At 42.3% G+C, this 17,972-nt stretch carries 16 protein-coding genes and 2 pseudogenes; 13 read left to right on the top strand and 5 right to left on the bottom strand.

What is annotated here, in order from left to right; translation table 11 throughout:
* The first annotated feature begins 107 nt into the window (after positions 1–107).
* The 4 genes and pseudogenes from cdd (at position 108) to J5X96_RS07715 (ending at position 2,451) form a co-directional block, all read left to right on the top strand.
* A complete protein-coding gene (gene cdd, locus J5X96_RS07730) occupies positions 108–1,004 on the top strand; it encodes a cytidine deaminase (RefSeq protein WP_209362821.1) in 897 nt (298 codons plus the stop codon).
* A gap of 165 nt (positions 1,005–1,169) precedes the next feature.
* Positions 1,170–1,551: pseudogene (rlmL, locus tag J5X96_RS07725) on the top strand (23S rRNA (guanine(2445)-N(2))/(guanine(2069)-N(7))-methyltransferase); the annotation flags it as partial.
* Positions 1,542–1,700: pseudogene (locus J5X96_RS07720) on the top strand (7-cyano-7-deazaguanine synthase); the annotation flags it as partial. The pseudogenes rlmL and J5X96_RS07720, both read left to right, overlap by 10 nt.
* A gap of 136 nt (positions 1,701–1,836) precedes the next feature.
* A complete protein-coding gene (locus J5X96_RS07715; protein WP_209362820.1) occupies positions 1,837–2,451 on the top strand; it encodes a hypothetical protein in 615 nt (204 codons plus the stop codon).
* Between the two features lie 62 nt (positions 2,452–2,513).
* Here J5X96_RS07715 and J5X96_RS07710 read toward each other — a convergent pair whose 3' ends face one another.
* Positions 2,514–3,560, bottom strand: coding sequence for a transferrin-binding protein-like solute binding protein (locus tag J5X96_RS07710; RefSeq protein ID WP_209362819.1), 1,047 nt, complete (start codon positions 3,558–3,560; stop codon positions 2,514–2,516).
* A gap of 250 nt (positions 3,561–3,810) precedes the next feature.
* Here J5X96_RS07710 and rlmKL point away from each other — a divergent pair, with 250 nt between their 5' ends.
* Together rlmKL and J5X96_RS07700 are read left to right on the top strand one after the other, a co-directional pair.
* A complete protein-coding gene (gene rlmKL / locus J5X96_RS07705) occupies positions 3,811–5,967 on the top strand; it encodes a bifunctional 23S rRNA (guanine(2069)-N(7))-methyltransferase RlmK/23S rRNA (guanine(2445)-N(2))-methyltransferase RlmL (protein WP_209362818.1) in 2,157 nt (718 codons plus the stop codon).
* A 160-nt stretch (positions 5,968–6,127) separates the two neighbouring features.
* Positions 6,128–6,463, top strand: a complete 336-nt coding sequence (locus tag J5X96_RS07700; protein ID WP_209362817.1) for a cupin domain-containing protein — start codon at positions 6,128–6,130, stop codon at positions 6,461–6,463.
* A 69-nt stretch (positions 6,464–6,532) separates the two neighbouring features.
* Here the strand turns inward: J5X96_RS07700 and fur are convergent, their stop codons facing one another.
* The 4 genes from fur to J5X96_RS07680 all read right to left on the bottom strand — a co-directional run bounded on the left by fur (position 6,533) and on the right by J5X96_RS07680 (position 8,735).
* Positions 6,533–6,973 (bottom strand): ferric iron uptake transcriptional regulator, encoded by a 441-nt coding sequence (fur, locus tag J5X96_RS07695; protein WP_021617023.1) that lies wholly within the window; start codon positions 6,971–6,973, stop codon positions 6,533–6,535.
* Between the two features lie 19 nt (positions 6,974–6,992).
* A complete protein-coding gene (fldA, locus tag J5X96_RS07690; RefSeq protein WP_021617022.1) occupies positions 6,993–7,517 on the bottom strand; it encodes a flavodoxin FldA in 525 nt (174 codons plus the stop codon).
* 8 nt (positions 7,518–7,525) lie between these two features.
* Entirely contained in the window at positions 7,526–7,804 is a 279-nt protein-coding gene (gene ybfE / locus J5X96_RS07685; protein ID WP_209362816.1) for a LexA regulated protein, read from the bottom strand.
* Positions 7,805–7,934: 130 nt separating this feature from the next.
* Complete coding sequence (locus J5X96_RS07680) at positions 7,935–8,735, bottom strand: alpha/beta fold hydrolase (RefSeq protein WP_209362814.1); 801 nt, start codon at positions 8,733–8,735, stop codon at positions 7,935–7,937.
* An 86-nt stretch (positions 8,736–8,821) separates the two neighbouring features.
* Between J5X96_RS07680 and seqA the strand changes: the two genes are divergently transcribed.
* From seqA to lpxM, 7 genes are read left to right on the top strand one after another with little or no spacing between them, the layout of a single operon-like run.
* Positions 8,822–9,448, top strand: a complete 627-nt coding sequence (seqA, locus tag J5X96_RS07675) for a replication initiation negative regulator SeqA (protein ID WP_209362813.1) — start codon at positions 8,822–8,824, stop codon at positions 9,446–9,448.
* A 5-nt stretch (positions 9,449–9,453) separates the two neighbouring features.
* Positions 9,454–10,875 (top strand): o-succinylbenzoate--CoA ligase, encoded by a 1,422-nt coding sequence (gene menE, locus J5X96_RS07670; protein WP_209362811.1) that lies wholly within the window; start codon positions 9,454–9,456, stop codon positions 10,873–10,875.
* Positions 10,876–10,877: 2 nt separating this feature from the next.
* On the top strand, positions 10,878–14,204 hold the full coding sequence (gene mscK, locus J5X96_RS07665) for a mechanosensitive channel MscK (RefSeq protein WP_209362809.1): 3,327 nt from the start codon (positions 10,878–10,880) through the stop codon (positions 14,202–14,204).
* Positions 14,205–14,226: 22 nt separating this feature from the next.
* Positions 14,227–15,300, top strand: coding sequence for a chorismate synthase (gene aroC, locus J5X96_RS07660; RefSeq protein WP_209362807.1), 1,074 nt, complete (start codon positions 14,227–14,229; stop codon positions 15,298–15,300).
* 20 nt (positions 15,301–15,320) lie between these two features.
* The gene (gene mepA / locus J5X96_RS07655) at positions 15,321–16,193 is read left to right on the top strand and encodes a penicillin-insensitive murein endopeptidase (RefSeq protein WP_021617015.1); all 873 of its coding nucleotides are present in this window, start codon (positions 15,321–15,323) and stop codon (positions 16,191–16,193) included.
* Positions 16,194–16,196: 3 nt separating this feature from the next.
* Positions 16,197–16,964: a TSUP family transporter gene (locus tag J5X96_RS07650; RefSeq protein ID WP_209362805.1), complete on the top strand. Its 768-nt coding sequence runs from the start codon at positions 16,197–16,199 to the stop codon at positions 16,962–16,964.
* 36 nt (positions 16,965–17,000) lie between these two features.
* Positions 17,001–17,957, top strand: coding sequence for a lauroyl-Kdo(2)-lipid IV(A) myristoyltransferase (lpxM, locus tag J5X96_RS07645; protein WP_209362804.1), 957 nt, complete (start codon positions 17,001–17,003; stop codon positions 17,955–17,957).
* The last annotated feature ends 15 nt before the right edge of the window (positions 17,958–17,972 follow it).

The raw sequence follows: 17,972 nt of genomic DNA, 5'->3' as shown, positions 1-17,972 counted from the left end.
TCTCATAGCTATCACAAAAGTGCGGTCTAAATTTATATTAATTTTCAACCGCACTTTTTTTTATCCGGTGCTAAGATAAGGAAATCAAAAGCGAAAAAGATAGGATTATGACAACACCAATTTCAGACAAAATTCACCACGCGTTGTCCCAAATTGATAATGCACTGTTAGCTCAGGATATTTGGCTTATTTTACAAGAGCAAAAATTTGTGGGATTCCTACCGCACTTTGCCATACAGCACTTGTGCAACAAACATCAAATCACTCCTCAACAACTCTCCCTTCAGTTGCTTCCTATTGCCGCTTGTTATGCCACCACACCTATCTCACATTTTAATGTTGGTGCGATCGTCATAGGAGTGAGCGGCAGTTTTTATTTTGGGGCGAATCAAGAATTTTGCCAAACGGATATTCAACAAACCATCCATGCCGAACAAAGTGCGATTAGTCATGCTTGGATGCGCGGAGAAAAACAGATCACCGACATTAGCGTCAACTACACGCCATGCGGCCATTGTCGCCAGTTTATGAATGAATTAAATAGCGCAGAAAGATTACAAATTCATTTACCGCATCGCCAGAATAATCTATTGCACCAATATTTACCCGATGCATTCGGGCCAAAAAACTTAAACATTCAGCGACATTTGCTGGATCAACATGACAACCAATTATCCTTAAACAGCAACGACCCGGTGATTTCACAAGCCCTTGCGATGGCGAACCAAGCACATGCGCCTTATTCAAACTCCTTCCATGGCATTGCATTGCAAACGCAAGATCAACAGATTTATCATGGCAGTTATGCGGAAAATGCAGCGTTTAATCCAAGCCTACCGGCGATGCAAGTGGCGCTGAATTATCTGATATTAAGTGGCGAAGCCGTAGAAAACATTACCCGTGCGGTGATGGTAGAAAAACCACAGACGCTCAGTTATAAAAGGATGGCAGAGGATTTGATGGGAAGTTTAACGAAGATTAAATTAGAGTACATTTTGGCCTAATGGCATTGAATAAAATACAGTGAACGTGCCTTTATGGTATCCGCTTAGGTGTGGTGAGATTTTATCATCGATTCAAGATCTCTTAAAAAATCCACCGCACTTCAACGCACTGAGTCGCTTAAAACTGCTATATCCCCGCCAATTTTTTCCAACTATTGAGACCTTATGAAACAACTTTTTGCTACCACTGCCCGTGGGTTTGAAGAGCTTTTGAAATCCGAATTGACCGAGTTAGGCGCACAGGATGCCAAAGTCGCCGCAAGGCGGCGTGCATTATTGGGCGGATGATGAAACGCTGTATCGCACTTTGCTTTGGAGCCGTTTGAGTTCACGCATTTTATTGCCTATCGTGCAAGCGAAAGTCTTTAGCGATTTGGATTTATATTCCGCTGTAGTGGGCGTGAATTGGTTGGATTATTTTGATGACAAAGTCCATTTTTTCGTGGGTTTTAACGGTACAAACCAGGAAATTCGCCACACCCAATTTGGTGCGGTGCGTGTGAAAGATGGGATTGTGGATTATTTTGAGCGCCACGGGCGCTGGCGGATCAACTCGGCGCCTTTGATTACATCCGTCGACACACCCACACCTGTTACAACGGCGTCGAAGGCGGCTGCGGCGAATGCCCGAGTTGTGTCTTGAGAGAGCGCGGGTTGAAAGCATATTTACAGGAACTGGAAACAAAAAACATTTAGAAAAAATAGCACTCTTTTTTCTGACAGGTATGCAAAACCTAGTTTAATTTAATATGATATGTGAATATTCTTTTGAGGAATACTTGGCAGTTTGTTAATGAGAATATTGGTGATTCATTTTTTATAAGGAGATGGTATGGAAAATATGTTTATTGAATTAATGAAAGTTAATGATTTTCCCTTTTTTTATATTTTATTGATTTGGTTATGTGTTCAAGTTGTATTAAAGATTTTGGGATCTAATTCTATAGAGTATGTTCATCGTTATTTAATATCTAAGAAAAATTCTAGAATTAAAGAATTGTTAGAGTTAAATGACATGATTACTGATTCTGAGTTAGATGACTTAGTTCAAGAAGAAGTAAAGTCTAGAGTCTTTGAGATGACATCTGGCATTTCTGTCGATAAGAGTATTCGAAGAAGTATTTTGTTTGTTTCTAAAGATAAAAATATTCCTTTATCTGATTTCAAAAAAGCGCAAAAGTTTTTACGTATTATTGATGGTCATTTGAATATTGTTATTAATAAAGTTGATATCGTTGAAAAGTATTTTAATATATTTTATTCAACAACTGTATTCCTTACGGGACTTTATTTTTTAATTATTCCTATAGTCGATATTGGTGGATTATCAGATGTCCAAAAACTAGAGATTTTTGCATTTTGTGTTTTTATGTTTATATTTTCTCTTTATATTATATCAAGAAATCAAATCTTTAAATCTGCAGAAAAAATAAAAAGGATTTTATAAATATAATAAAAATACCCACGGTTGAGCGTGGGTATGTGGTGATATAGAAAGATTTATTTTGACTAGTTAGCTTTGGCTGAAAATGCACCGCTAAAGCCTTTTTCTTGGTTAGTATAAATACCGCCCATTTCATTAGCATCCTTCCCAAAGAAGGCTCCTTGCATGGTTGTGCCGTCTTTTGTTCCGCTGAATTGGTTACTGGAGATTTTACCTTCCAGTTTAGAAACAACGTTATCCGGATAACCGGTTGCCAGTAATTGGCCATTAACTTTTTTCTCATCAAAGTTAGCGGTCATATCAATACCGACAATTCCCCATCTTGGCGGGTTGACGCCGGAAGCTCCCTCATTTAGGGTTTCGTTGTTGACATGGTAGCTACTTAATCCAAGATAACGTACTTCACCTGTACGTGGAATTTCATTTACCGGGGTTAATTCACCTTGTACATAAACATAGGTTTTGCCGTCTTTTTGGTTTTGATAGATGCCGTTTCTTGTGCTGGACATGAAGATTAATCCATTAACAAAGGCACCAGTACTTAAACGGGTTTCTCCGTCCTTATCCAAATAAGTGTATCCTGGATTCACACCTTCGGGTGCAATATCAATTCGTTTCCCGTCAACGTTTAATACATCGATATTGTTTGAACTTAAACGATGTACTTTGGGATTCACAATTTTGTCATTTACATCACCGCTTTTATATTCATAAGTGACACCATTATATTTTCCACTGGTTGGAATGCTCACAATTGATACCGGTGTGCTTGGATCTGATGGTTGGGCCGGTGTTGTCGGTTGTTTAATTTGATTACTTGGTTGGTTTGGCTCAGTTGGTTGTGCCACTTGATTATTAGGCTGATTTGGCGTCGTCGGTTGTGTTACCTGATTATTCGGCTGGTTTGGTGCTGTTGGTTGGGTAACTTGATTACTTGGTTGACTTGGTGTTGCCGGCTGATTTGTTTGGTTGTTTGGTTGACTCGGAGTTACCGGTTGAGTGATGGTGTTGTTGGTGTTATCCGTATGATTTGAATCACTACCGCTGGATGAGCACGCGGATAAAGTTAATGCAGTAACAACAGCGAGAATAGATAAATTGAGTTTATTCATTAGTGTTCCTTATTTACAATATAGTAAAGAGAGTGGTAGTCATTTATCGTCATTTACGACGGGCAGGATAATACCAAAAAATAATAACAAAGCAAATTAGTAGGTTTTATAAAATAGACAGAAAACAGCAAAAAAGTGCGGTCGGTTTTCAGAGTGAATCTAAAATATCCGTAAAATCCACCGCACTTCAACGCACTTAGCGTTTAAAACTGCTATAATCCCCGCCAATTTTTCCAACCATTGAGACCTTATGAAACAACTTTTTGCCACCACAGCCCGTGGGTTTGAAGAGCTTTTAAAATCCGAATTGACCGAATTAGGCGCGCAGGATGCCAAAGTCGCGCAAGGCGGCGTGCGTTATTGGGCGGATGATGAAACGCTGTATCGCACTTTGCTTTGGAGCCGTTTGAGTTCACGCATTTTATTGCCTATCGTGCAAGCGAAAGTCTTTAGCGATTTGGATTTATATTCTGCCGTGGTGGGCGTGAATTGGTTGGATTATTTTGATGAAAAAGTCCATTTTTTCGTGGATTTTAACGGTACGAACCAAGAAATTCGCCATACCCAATTCGGCGCGATGCGTGTAAAAGACGGGATTGTGGATTATTTTGCACGCCATGGTCGCGCTCGTCCAAACGTGGATAAAGAACAACCGGATATTCGTATTCATGCGTATTTAAATCGTGATGACGTGGTGCTTTCTCTCGATTTAAGTGGTGATGCGCTGCATATGCGTGGTTATCGCGAAGACACCGGCAAAGCGCCGTTGCGTGAAACCTTGGCAGCTGCGATTGTGCTGCGTTCCGGTTGGCAAAGAGGCACGCCGTTGGTGGATCCGATGTGTGGCTCCGGTACGCTATTGATTGAAGCGGCACAAATGGAAGCACAAATCGCACCGCAATTATATCGTCTTCATTGGGGCTTTGATTTTTGGCAGGGGCATAATCAGGCAGCGTGGGAAAAGGTGAAAGAAGAGGCTTTAGCTTTGGCGGAAGCCGAAAAACAACGTGAAAATCTACCGCACTTTTATGGCTTCGATTTGGATCATCGTGTGTTGCAAAAAGCCAAACAAAACGCTAAAAATGCGGGCGTGGCGCATTTGATGCAATGGCAACAGGGCGATGTGGCAGCGATAAAAAATCCAAGCCCGAATGTGGCGGGCACGGTGATTTGTAATCCGCCGTACGGCGAACGTTTAGGCACAACGCCGGCGCTGATTGCCTTATATTCTGTGTTTGGGCAACGCTTGAAACAACAATTTGCCGGCTGGAACGCCTCTATTTTCAGTGGTGAACCAAGTCTATTGGATTGCTTGCGTTTACGTTCTCACCGTCAATTTAAAGCGAAAAACGGCCCGTTAGATTGCGTACAGAAAAATTATCAAATTGCCGAGCGCGCAGAGCAAAGTGTGGTAGAAAATGCCCTAGAATTTGACCGCACTTCTTCGGTAACGTCTGAAGTTGCGGTGGATTTCGCTAATCGCCTGCAAAAAAATATCAAGAAAATTGAGAAATGGGCGAAGCAGCAAGGGCTAGACGCTTATCGCCTATATGATGCGGATTTGCCGGAATACAATTTGGCGGTGGATCGTTATGCTGATCATATTGTGGTGCAGGAATATGCTGCGCCAAAAAATATTGATGAAAACAAAGCACGCCAACGTTTGTTGGATGCGGTGAATGCCACCTTGCAAGTGACTGGCATTGAAACCAATAAGTTGATTTTAAAAGTGCGCCAAAAACAAAAAGGCACCAATCAATATGAAAAATTGGCAAACAACGGCGAGTATTTTTATGTGAACGAATACGGCGCGAAGTTGTGGGTGAACTTAACGGATTATTTGGATACCGGCTTGTTTTTGGATCACCGCCTGACCCGTAAAATGTTGGGTGAAATGGCGCAAGGTAAGGACTTCCTCAATTTGTTTGCTTACACCGGTTCGGCAACAGTGCATGCAGCGTTGGGTAAGGCAAAATCGACCACAACCGTGGATATGTCAAATACCTATCTTAACTGGGCGGAACAGAATTTGTTGTTGAACGATATTGAAGGCAAACAGCATAAACTGATTCAAGCAGATTGCCTGCAGTGGTTAGCAAAATGCGATCGTCAGTTTGATTTGATTTTTGTGGATCCGCCGACATTCTCCAATTCCAAACGCATGGAAGACAGTTGGGACGTGCAACGGGATCATATTAAGTTAATGACGAATTTAAAACGCATTTTGCGCCCGAACGGCACCATTGTGTTCTCTAACAACAAACGTGGTTTCAAAATAGATTTTGCTAAGTTGGAAGAGTTAGGCTTAAGTGCGGTGGAAATTTCTCACAAAACCTTGCCGTTGGATTTTGAACGCAATAAGCAAATTCATAATTGTTGGTTATTACAAAAAGATAAAAACAACTAAAAAAAATGACCGCACTTATGCGATATCTGGTAAGTTTAATGCGTTAAAAAGATAGTAGGTTTAAATTATCAAAATAGTAATGAATTTCATTTGTGATAGTCATATAATTATTTTGCCGTAACAAGGCGGTTCTATTGAATCATGTCAAGGAGGTATAGGGATGTTAAAGAATATTGAAAAAGCAACCGTTCTTAAACTGAATGATCTTTTAACTTATCAAGACGGTCAGGTCATTAGCAAAACCTTTTCACAAAATCCTGCCGTAGGGTTGACGATGTTTTGTTTGCCGAAAGGTGAGGAGATTAGTGCACATAAATCTCGTGGCGATGCATTGGTCACTATGCTTGAAGGAAAGGCAAGAATTACGATTGATAAAACAGATTATGAGGTGAGCGCCGGAGAAAGTATCGTATTACCGGCAGATGTTCCCCATGCATTATTTGCGTTAGAGAATTTTAAAATGTTTTTAACGGTGGTTTTCCCAAAAGATAAATAAGTCTTTAGATCAAAGTGTGTTGAAATGAAAAGAACCGAATGCATCGTACATTCGGTTCTTTTTATGGCATTATTTTTTGTTGTTTTCTGGGCATTGATTAATATCACTACATTTGCCATAGAGATATAGACTGTGGCTGGAGAGTTCAATGCCGTGCTGTTTACTGATTTCTTTTTGGCGACTTTCAATTAATTCGTCATTAAATTCGAACACTTTACCGCAATCGGTGCAGATAATATGGTCGTGATGTTGGGTTGGCGCCAACTCAAAAACCGATTTATTTCCTTCAAAGTTATGACGAATTAAGATTTTGGCTTCATCGAATTGGTTTAAAACACGATATACCGTCGCTAAACCAATGTCTGAACCATTCTCCAATAGCATTTTGTAAACATCTTCTGCGGAAAAATGCTGTTCACTGTGTTTTTGCATTAAAGCTAGGATCGTCAAACGGGGTTCCGTAATTTTCAATCCTGCTTTTTTTAATAATTTGATGTTTTCTTCAGACATAACAGCTCCTTTTTTGCTATTAAGCTAACTCAGCCAAACACATTTCGTCATAAACTTGTTTAACCCATTTGTTGACACGTTCAGACGTTAATTCCGGTTGACGATCTTCATCAATACATAATCCGACAAACGTATCATCGTCAACTAATGCTTGTGAAGATTCAAAGTTGTAACCTTCTGTCGGCCAATGTCCGACAATAATCGCACCGTGCGGCTCGATAATATTACGCACAGTTCCCATGGCGTCACAGAAATAATCTGCATAATCTTCCTGATCGCCACAGCCAAAGATGGCGACAAGTTTATCCGTAAAATCAATTTGCTCTAATGTTGGGAAAAAGTCATCCCAGTCACATTGCGCTTCGCCGTAGTACCACGTCGGAATACCGAATAAGAGAAAATCGTAAGCCTCGATATCTTCTTTGCTACTTTTGGCAATATCGCGAATATCAACTAATTCGCTGCCTAATTGTTTTTGAATCATTTTGGCAATGTTTTCTGTATTGCCAGTATCACTACCATAAAATAAGCCGACAACAGCCATCTTGTTACCTATTTATTAATGTTAAAATAATCTTGTAAAATTGCGCCAATAAGCTCGGCACGATTCACATTTCGTAGGGATGCTAAATCTTCTAATTGTTGAACCAAGTCCGCATGCAATTTTAATTCGACACGCTTTAATCCACAGGATTTATCACGTTTTAATTGATTGCGCTTATTAATACGGATTTGTTGTTCCCGACTCAGTGGATTGGTTTTCGGACGTCCAACTCTACGAATTTCGCTAAATAAATCTAAAGTAATACAGTCAGAATCTTGTTTTGCCATTTTGTTAACCACTGACCTGTAAGTCAACTTCTGCCATTCTTAGTAAAGAGAATTATTTCAGAAGTGATAATGATAAGCCACAACCAAATTTGGGAGAAAACTATATCATAATTAACAGGCAAATGAAATTCTATTTAGATTCCCCGTGGCTATCAATTCTATTTAAAAAATGTGTGATTGCACGGATAACAAATTGCGGTTTTTCCGCATGAACCCAATGTCCGCTACCGTTAATGGTAAAGGAGGCCGCGTGTGGACATTGGGATAAAATCCGATCGGTGTATTCGGGTAAAATGTAGGAGGAATTGCCACCTTTGATAAACAAGCAAGGTTGTGTGATGTGGCGTGATTCCCAGCCCATTAAGTGAGGATAATTGTGTTTAAGTGCGGTCAAATTAAAGCGAAAATAATCGGCACTTGAGGCATCAAAGGATTTCAACATAAACTGTTGTACGCGTTCATCTTGAATATATTGCGCTAAAATGGGCTTAGCCTCTTGACGGGTATGGGGTTGTGCTTGTTTTACGGCAAATAAACCGTTAAAGACGTCATCGTGCCCATGTTCGCCATACGCGACAGGCGCAATATCAATCACCACTAATCCTTTGACTAATTCAGGGTAATTTGCCGCACAAACCATAGCGGTTTTTCCGCCCATGGAATGCCCGACTAAAATCACTTCACGAATGCCCAAAAAATGAATTACGTCAAAGACATCTTCTGCCATGGCATCGTAATTCATTTCTTCGCAATGAAAACTCAAGCCGTGATTACGTAAATCCACCCGTAGAATGGAATAATCATCACTGAATGCACGAGCGATGACACCCAAGTTATTCATATCGCCGAATAAACCGTGAATGAACACCAAAACTGGTTTATTAATTGCTTGTTTTAATTCATTAAATTGGAAGTTGAGTAATTTTTTCATCGGTTAAATTTGGGGCTGGAGAATTTGCTTACAGCTCGTTATAATGTGTCAAAAGGTTAAAGAGATCAAGCAAGTGGAGAGAGAAAATGAAAATTATCGAAGTGGATGAAGAACTTTATCAATACATTGCCGGTAATACGCAATCGATTGGTGAAAGCGCTTCGGATATTTTGCGTCGTTTGCTCAATCTTTCCACGAAAAACAGCTATGTTCCTTTTGCCGAGAGTTTATCTTCTCCAGTTGAACATTCTTCTTCCGCTAACACGAAACAGGATGCCAAAAAAGTCAATGCAGCGCCGGAATCAAGCGATGCAATAAAGCCTGCTGTGAAAAAGCAGCCTGATGCCGTAACGCAAAAAACCATTGAGAAATTAGAAGCGTTACTCAACTCAGAAGCATTTAAACAAGAAAATAAAGCGGTTATTCGTTTCTTAAATATTCTGACAATTTTATATCGCACCAATCCAGAAGGCTTTGCTCTCGCCACCGAGTCATTGCAAGGACGTACGCGCGTTTATTTTGCCCGCGATGAAGGCACCTTGTTAATGGCAGGAAATCATACGAAACCGAAACAAATTCCGGATACGCCGTATTGGGTGATCACAAATACCAACAGCGGTCGTAAAATGCTTATGCTGGAAGGCGCGATGCAGTCCATGCATTTGCCGGAATACTTAATTGATCAAGTGCGGTCATTTTTTACGGCAAATTAACGCTTATGGCACTAGGTCAGCAATTTGCACAATCTCCTCTATTTTCCAAGCGAATCGCCTTGCAAGTTTTGCAAGGCGACGCTTTTACATGGCAACAACTCCTTAAAAAAACACAGCAAATCTCCACATATTTACAATATCTTGGTGTGAAGCCACAAAATGGCATCGCATTATGTGGGAAAAATCGCCTAGAACTGGTGTTATTTTATTTAGCGGCGATTCAAATCGGTGCCCGCGTTTTAATGCTCAACCCCATGTTTCCACTGGAAAAACGTATTGCATTGTGCCAAGCCTATAATGCGGATTTTTTCTTTACCACAGATCACGCAGAATGTGTTGCAGAATCCCAAAAGTGCGGTCAGATTTTTAAGTGTTTTTTCACCTTTTCAGATGCCATACAACAGGCAGAGAAAATCGATGCTTTCGGCGATTTTCCCGTTAATTTGACGCAACCGGCGACCATGACGCTGACATCGGGTTCCACAGGCTTGCCAAAAGCCGTTGTACATAATGTGCAGGCGCATTTGGACAATGCACAAGGCGTATGTGACTTAATGCAATTTGGTGCGACAGATTCCTGGTTACTTTCATTGCCGTTGTATCACGTCTCCGGGCAAGGCATTGTGTGGCGTTGGTTGACGACTGGGGCAACCTTGGTGTTACCCGGTGAGGATTTTTATGCGGCCGTCAATCAGGTGACTCATGTCTCCTTAGTGCCAACGCAAGTGCAACGCTGGTTACAGTATTTGCAGGAAAAACCAACAGCAATACAAACACGCGCCGTATTGCTTGGCGGGGCACATATTCCGTTAGCACTGACACAATCGTTACATCGTCTTGGTGTGAAAAGTTATTCCGGTTATGGCATGACGGAAATGGCCTCCACGGTGTTTGCTAAACAAAGTGATGAAAAAAACGGGGTAGGACAGCCCTTAGCTGGACGTGAATACTGTTTGCACAATGAGGAAATTTGGTTGCGTGGTGCAGGCTTGGCGCTAGGTTATTGGCAACAGGGCAGTATCGTTCCTCTCCTTAACGAACAAGGTTGGTTTGCCACCAAAGACAAAGGTGTGTGGCACGATGGCGAACTTGTGATTTCAGGGCGAATTGATAATATGTTTATTTCTGGTGGGGAAAACATTCAGCCGGAAGAAATTGAAAAACTGATTTTGCAGTCTGATTTAGTCAAACAGGTTTTTGTGTTGCCTGTCACCGATCCGGAGTTTGGTCAACGACCGGTGGCCATTGTAGAATGGCGAGAATCGACAAAAAGTGCGGTGGAAAATCTGAAAACTTTTTTACAGGGACGGTTGGAACGTTTTAAACAACCCGTTGCCTATTATGAATTGCCGTTGAATTTAACCGATGGCGCGATCAAAATTTCTCGGAAAACGTTAGCAGGCTGGCTAGCGAAACAATTAGGATAAATATGAAAATAAACGCGTTTTTAACCGCACTTTGTGCTGCCTTATTTTTAAATATGGCGGTGTCACAAAGCGCCTTTGCCGATCAAAATACCCTGTCTTTGCCAACCGAAAAAAGTCTCAAGGCAGATCTCGCCGCAGCACAAAAAATGCCGGATGGCGATGAAAAGCAAACGTTGGTCACAGACATTCAAACCTCTTTGGATCTCTTGCAACAAATTCAAGCGCAGCAAAAGGCCAATGAGGCGCTACAAGCCACATTGAATGGGGCGGATGCTGAGATTCAGAAGAATAATGCTGAATTACAAACGCTGAAAAAGCAATTGGATTCGGCAAAAGCGGCAGATTATCAATCTCGTCGCTTAGCGGATCTACAGGCTCAGCTTGAAAAATTAATCGAACAACAACAGGAAACGCAATCGGCGTTAGGGGCAGTGAATAGCCAATTGGCGGGGCAAAGCTCAGTATCCGAGCGGGCGCAAGCCACATTAACCGCCAATTTGAAGCGTGCGCAAGAGCTTAATCAAAAGCTTGGCGATAGTACGACTTCAGCAGCATTGAAACAGCAGGCTCAGTTAGAGTTACAACTGATTGATCTGAAAAATAATTACAATCAAATTTTGTTGAAAAACAGCGATCAGCTGACGGTGTTGTATCAAAGCCGTTATGACTTATTAAACGCTCGTGCGCAAGTGCTACAACAACAGATTGCGGCCATTCAAGAGGCGATTAATCAACAGCATTTGGCACAAACACAAAATCAGGTTGAGCAAGTACAGCAACAAAGTCAAAGTGCGGTCAAAAATAATTACATTCAAAAAGAATTAGAGCGTAATGCCCAGCTGAGCCAATTTTTATTGGAACAAACGGAAAAAACCAACACGTTAACGCAAGATGAATTGCGTATGCGTAGTGTTCTAGAAAGCTTAACGCAAACGCAGCGCACCATTGATGAACAAATTAGTGCGTTGCAAGGCACATTGGTGTTGTCACGGATTATTCAACAGCAAAAACAAAAATTGCCGACAAACTTGAATATCCAAGGTCTATCAAAACAAATTGCGGATTTGCGTGTGCAAATTTTTGACATGACCCAACGCCGCAATGAGCTTTATGATTTGGAAGCGTATTTAGCGAAAGTTCAAGTCGACCAGAACCAAACCTTTACGGCAGAAGAAAAAGCACAGCTTACTAATTTGTTGACGGAGCGCCGTAAAATTGCCTCCGATGTGATTAAATCTTTAAATAACCAATTAAATTTGGCGATTTCTTTAGAATTGACACAACAGCAAATTACACAGCTTAGCGATCAAATTCAGGCGAAGTTGGATCAGCAAAGCTTTTGGGTAAAAAGTAATAATCCGATCAATTTAGCGTGGTTTAAGAATTTACCTATGTCCCTTAGCGAGCAATTTGAGGGAATCAGTAAAAAATTAGGTTTCCCGAGTAATTTTGATAATTTGCCTTATTTACTCATGTTTGTGGCAATTTTGGTACTGATTGGCGGTATTATTTTCAGATTTAAAACACTGATTAAGCAACGTTTAGCTACCATTAACAGTGAAATTAATACACTTCGTTCCGACAGTCAGTGGCATACGCCAATGGCACTTTTATTGACAGCGATTATCGCTTTGCCATCCACATTATGGTTTTTAGCCGTATGCCAACTGTTAGGCTTTTTCTTTGTTCGAAATCCGGCGGAATTTTGGCAATGGTCGTTGAGTATGGCGGCATATTGGTGGTTCTTTAGCTTTGTGCTTGCACTTTTACGACCGAATGGTATCTCCGTTCGTCATTTTGGTTTTTCTCAGGATGAAGCGGAAAAACTGAGAGCGGTGACGAAACGAATCATTGTCGCGGTAGTATTATTATTGAATACCTCGGTTTTCAGTAATGTCATGGACAGCGGTTTAGCCAATGATGTGCTTGGCGAATTGAATACCATGGTCGCCTTGATTTTTTGTATTGCTATTATTGCGCCACGTTTTCGTAGAGCTTCAAAAACATTAGGCCAGACAAATCGTGATCATCGAGATGAACTGGTTTTAAAAATTGTCCGCATTTTATTGCAATTAGTGCCGGTCGGATTGATTGTATTGGTCGCGCTCGGTTATTACTACACCGCACTTAACTTGATTAACCACATGATTAACACCTACATCGCTTGGGTGATTTGGTCTCTGGTTCGTTACACGCTATATCGTGCGATTACGGTTTCCTCCCGTCGTTTAGCATACCGTCGCGTGCAAGAAAAACGTCAGCAAAAAGCGACGAAAGCCAATGATGGATCCTCTGCAGAGGATATCGTGGTGGTGAGCGAACAAGAAGAGGGTATGGCCGTTAATCAAGTCCGTAGCCAGTTACTGCGCTTTGCCGATTTATTCATTTGGACGGCATTGTTTGCGATTTTCTATTATGTGTGGTCGGATTTAGTTACTGTAGCAAGTTACTTACGCGACATTACCTTATGGCAACAAACAACGACAACAGAAGCCGGTGTCGTAACCGAAAGTATTTCGCTATTTAACTTACTTATGGCGTTAGTGATTATCGGTATTACTTACATTTTAGTGCGCAACTTGCCGGGGATTTTAGAAGTGTTGATCTTCTCCCGTGTGAAGTTGTCGCAAGGCACGCCTTATACGATTAATACCTTATTAACCTATCTCTTAGTGGCCATTGGGGGCGCATGGGCATTTGCCACCTTAGGGATGTCATGGTCTAAATTGCAGTGGTTATTCGCCGCACTTTCTGTGGGTCTCGGTTTCGGTATGCAGGAAATTTTTGCGAACTTCGTGTCGGGTATTATTCTCTTATTTGAACGTCCGATTCGAGTGGGTGATACCGTCACCATTAACGATGTCACCGGCACGGTAGCGAAAATTCGTATTCGTGCAATTACGATTATCGATCCTGATCGCAAAGAAGTGATTGTGCCGAATAAATCTTTTGTGACCGGACAGGTCACTAACTGGGCGTTATCCAATACCATTACTCGCTTAGTGATTTCGGTAGGAGTGGCATACGGTTCTGATTTAGACTTGGTTAAACGCTTATTATTACAAGCGGCAGCTGAGCAAGCTAATGTGATGAAAGAACCTGAACCAAGTGCCTTATTCGTTAGTTTTGGCGCCAGCACCTTGGATCATGAATTACGGGTTTATGTGTCTCAAGTCTCCGAACGCACCAATACCATTGATGCGTTAAACCGCCGTATTAACGAATTGTTTGCGGAAAATAACATTGAGATCGCTTTCAATCAGCTTGATATCTTTATCAAAAATCAAGATACCGGCGCGATCATGCCGTTGGTGGAAGTGAAATCATAAATCGAATTGAAGAGAGAAGATTATGGCTGGAAATACGATTGGGCAATTGTTTCGCGTCACCACCTTTGGTGAATCTCATGGCATAGCATTAGGTTGTATTGTTGATGGTGTGCCACCGAATATGGCGCTTTCGGAAGCAGATATTCAGCCGGATTTAGATCGCCGTAAACCGGGTACCTCTCGTTACACGACGCCACGTCGAGAAGACGATGAAGTGCAAATTTTGTCCGGCGTCTTTGAGGGCAAAACTACCGGTACCAGCATTGGCATGATCATCAAAAACGGCGATCAACGTTCGCAAGATTATGGCGAAATCAAAGATCGTTTTCGCCCGGGACATGCCGATTTCACTTATCAGCAAAAATACGGCATTCGTGATTATCGAGGTGGCGGTCGGTCTTCTGCCCGTGAAACCGCCATGCGTGTAGCGGCTGGCGCTATTGCAAAAAAATATTTACGTGAACAATTCGGCATTGAAGTACGAGGCTTTTTAAGCCAAATCGGCAAGGTAAAAATCGCACCACAATCCCTTGCAAACATCGATTGGGCGGAAGTGAATGACAATCCGTTTTTCTGTCCGGATAAAAGTGCGGTGGAAAAATTTGATGAATTAATTCGTGAATTGAAAAAGCAGGGCGATTCCATCGGTGCAAAATTAACCGTTGTCGCCGAAAATGTGCCGGTAGGCTTAGGCGAACCGGTATTTGACCGTTTGGATGCAGATTTAGCGCACGCTCTCATGAGCATTAACGCGGTAAAAGGCGTAGAAATTGGCGATGGTTTTGCCGTCGTAGAACAACGCGGCAGTGAACATCGTGATGAAATGACACCGGAAGGATTTCTTTCTAATCATGCGGGCGGCATTTTGGGCGGTATTAGCTCAGGACAACCGATTATTGCGACCATTGCGTTAAAACCTACCTCCAGCATCACCCTTCAGGGGCATTCCGTCAATCTTAATAACGACCCTGTGGAGGTGGTGACTAAAGGGCGTCATGACCCTTGTGTGGGGATTCGTGCCGTACCGATTGCTGAAGCGATGATGGCGATTGTGTTGTTAGATCATTTGTTACGATTTCAAGCGCAGTGTCGATAATTTGCAACAGGGACACCATAATGAATAAGATTTTTCATCAACTCATCAAAAGTGCGGTCATTTTTAGCAGCGTTTTTTTTGCGACCTCCACTTTTGCTGCACCACAAGATTGGCAACAGATCAAACGTCCGATCCCGGCGGAAAACGGCAAGGCAGAACCGATTGGCAGCTATTCCAACGGCTGTATTATTGGTGCGGAGCCCTTGCCTTATAAAGGCGAAGGCTATCAAGTTATTCGGATGAATAAGAACCGTTATTATGGTCATCCGGACATGATTCGTTATTTGCAACGTCTAGGGCAACGTGTCAAAGCGGCAGGCTTACCAACGATGTTAGTGGGCGATATTGCCATGCCTGGCGGTGGCCGTTTTTTGACGGGGCACGCCAGTCATCAAATGGGGTTAGATGCCGACATTTGGCTGCGTATGGGCAGTATGTCGGATACTGATGCGTTGAATTCTGACGGTAAAGGTTTGTTGGTGGTGAACCGCAAAGCACAACGGGTAGATGAGAGCGTTTGGACAGCCAATCACGCAAAACTGATTAAGTTAGCCGCAGAAGATCCGAAAGTAACGCGTATTTTTGTGAATCCGGCGATTAAATTGAAACTCTGTGAAACGGCAGGTTCGGATCGTGCTTGGTTACATAAAATCCGGCCGTGGTTTGGGCATGACTCCCATTTTCATGTGCGGCTCACCTGCCCGCAAGGTGCACAACACTGCGAAAATCAGGCGCCGGTGCCAGCCGGGGATGGTTGTGATAGCGAACTTTATTCTTGGTTTGAACCGCCAAAACCCGGGGCAACACCAAGTAAGCCCAAAGTCACACCGCCGGAGCCTTTTTTGTGTCAACAAATCTTAAACTCACCAAATCGGAGTGAATGGTTGGAGTAAGGGATGGAATTCGGTCTTGATATTTTAGCCATTTTATTTGTGGTCGCTTTTGTTGCCGGTTTTATTGACGCTATTGCCGGCGGTGGCGGATTAATCACGATTCCGGCATTGCTGATGACAGGCATTCCTCCTGCGGTCGCGTTGGGGACTAACAAGCTACAAGCCTGTGGCGGCTCCTTTTCCGCCAGTCTTTATTTTTTACGTAAAAGAGCGGTCAATTTTTCGGAAGTTTGGTTAATTTTGCTGATGGTTTTCTTTGGTGCTGTCGCCGGAACGATTTTAATTCAGCTGATTGACGCCTCCGTCATTAAAAAAATTCTGCCATTTTTAATTTTAGCGATCGGCATTTATTTTTTAGTGACCCCTAAACTGGGCGATGAAGATCGTAAACAACGTCTGTCTTATCGAGTTTTCGCTTTTTGTATCGGCACATTGATGGGCTTTTATGACGGATTCTTTGGACCGGGCACCGGTTCTATTATGAGCTTGGCATGTGTGACATTACTTGGTTTTAACTTAGCGAAGGCCACCGCCCATGCCAAAGTCATGAATTTTACCTCTAACTTGGCTTCCTTAATTTTTTTCCTTATTGGGGGGCAAATTTTATGGACGGTCGGTTTGGCCATGATGGCGGGACAATTTATTGGCGCCAATTTAGGCGCTAAAATGGTGATGACAAAAGGCAAAACGTTGATTCGCCCAATGGTGGTGGTCATGTCTTTCATCATGACGATAAAAATGGCCTTTGATCAAGGCTGGTTTAATTTCTAACGGGATAAAGTGCGGTCAATTTCCGCAACGTTTTTTATGACAGATTCTCAACAAAATATTCGTTTAACGGCACGTGTCGGCTATGAGCCGCATTTCTCGTGGTCCTATTTAAAGCCTAAATACTGGGGCATTTGGCTCGGTATTTTGGTTTTGCTGTTACTGGCGTTTATTCCTTTTCGTTTGCGCGATAAATTCGCCGCCAATATTGGTCTGTTGGTTGGACATAAAGCGAAAAAACAACGTAAACGCGCTCAAATTAATTTGCAATATTGTTTTCCGCAATGGTCGGAACAACACCGCGAACAGGTGATTGATGACATGTTTGTTGTATTAGCGCAAGTGATGTTAGGGATCGGCGAAATTGCGGTGCGTTCAAAAAAACATTTGCAACAACGTAGTGAATTTATTGGCATTGAACATATTAAACAGGCAAAAGAGCAGGGTAAAAATGTGATTTTGCTGGTGCCGCACGGTTGGGCAATTGATGCGTCAGGGATTATTTTGCACACTCATGGCATTCCGATGACATCCATGTATAACCCGCATCGCAATCCGCTGGTGGATTGGCTTTGGACGCTGGCACGCCAACGTTTCGGTGGCAAAATGCATGCGCGCCAAAATGGTATCAAACCGTTTTTGAGCCACATTCGACAAGGACAAATGGGCTATTATTTGCCGGACGAAGATTTTGGTGAAGAACAAAGCGTGTATGTGGATTTTTTTGCGACTTACAAAGCGACTTTACCGGGCATTAATAAAATGGCGAAGTTGGCAAAAGCTGTTGTGATCCCGATGTTTCCGCGTTATAACGCGCAGCTGGGTAAATACCAAATGGAAATTCATCCGGCAATGGACCTTAGCGATGATCCGCATCAATCTGCTCGCGCCATGAACGCAGAAATCGAAAGTTTTGTTGCCGAAACCCCGGAACAATACGTGTGGATTTTGCAGCTTCTGCGCACCCGAAAAAATGGCGAAGATCTTTATGATTAATGTTCGGCAATCTAG

Source organism: Aggregatibacter sp. 2125159857 (assembly GCF_017798005.1).
Taxonomy (GTDB): Bacteria; Pseudomonadota; Gammaproteobacteria; order Enterobacterales; family Pasteurellaceae; genus Aggregatibacter.
This window is presented reverse-complemented; position numbering and strand designations above follow the sequence as displayed.

What these genes read in the sequence shown, in the direction of transcription:
- cdd (WP_209362821.1), top strand. Translation starts at nt 108, where the DNA reads ATGACAACACCAATTTCAGACAAAATTCACCACGCGTTGTCCCAAATT.
- J5X96_RS07715 (WP_209362820.1), top strand. Translation starts at nt 1,837, where the DNA reads ATGGAAAATATGTTTATTGAATTAATGAAAGTTAATGATTTTCCCTTT.
- J5X96_RS07710 (WP_209362819.1), bottom strand. Translation starts at nt 3,560, where the DNA reads ATGAATAAACTCAATTTATCTATTCTCGCTGTTGTTACTGCATTAACT.
- rlmKL (WP_209362818.1), top strand. Translation starts at nt 3,811, where the DNA reads ATGAAACAACTTTTTGCCACCACAGCCCGTGGGTTTGAAGAGCTTTTA.
- J5X96_RS07700 (WP_209362817.1), top strand. Translation starts at nt 6,128, where the DNA reads ATGTTAAAGAATATTGAAAAAGCAACCGTTCTTAAACTGAATGATCTT.
- fur (WP_021617023.1), bottom strand. Translation starts at nt 6,973, where the DNA reads ATGTCTGAAGAAAACATCAAATTATTAAAAAAAGCAGGATTGAAAATT.
- fldA (WP_021617022.1), bottom strand. Translation starts at nt 7,517, where the DNA reads ATGGCTGTTGTCGGCTTATTTTATGGTAGTGATACTGGCAATACAGAA.
- ybfE (WP_209362816.1), bottom strand. Translation starts at nt 7,804, where the DNA reads ATGGCAAAACAAGATTCTGACTGTATTACTTTAGATTTATTTAGCGAA.
- J5X96_RS07680 (WP_209362814.1), bottom strand. Translation starts at nt 8,735, where the DNA reads ATGAAAAAATTACTCAACTTCCAATTTAATGAATTAAAACAAGCAATT.
- seqA (WP_209362813.1), top strand. Translation starts at nt 8,822, where the DNA reads ATGAAAATTATCGAAGTGGATGAAGAACTTTATCAATACATTGCCGGT.
- menE (WP_209362811.1), top strand. Translation starts at nt 9,454, where the DNA reads ATGGCACTAGGTCAGCAATTTGCACAATCTCCTCTATTTTCCAAGCGA.
- mscK (WP_209362809.1), top strand. Translation starts at nt 10,878, where the DNA reads ATGAAAATAAACGCGTTTTTAACCGCACTTTGTGCTGCCTTATTTTTA.
- aroC (WP_209362807.1), top strand. Translation starts at nt 14,227, where the DNA reads ATGGCTGGAAATACGATTGGGCAATTGTTTCGCGTCACCACCTTTGGT.
- mepA (WP_021617015.1), top strand. Translation starts at nt 15,321, where the DNA reads ATGAATAAGATTTTTCATCAACTCATCAAAAGTGCGGTCATTTTTAGC.
- J5X96_RS07650 (WP_209362805.1), top strand. Translation starts at nt 16,197, where the DNA reads ATGGAATTCGGTCTTGATATTTTAGCCATTTTATTTGTGGTCGCTTTT.
- lpxM (WP_209362804.1), top strand. Translation starts at nt 17,001, where the DNA reads ATGACAGATTCTCAACAAAATATTCGTTTAACGGCACGTGTCGGCTAT.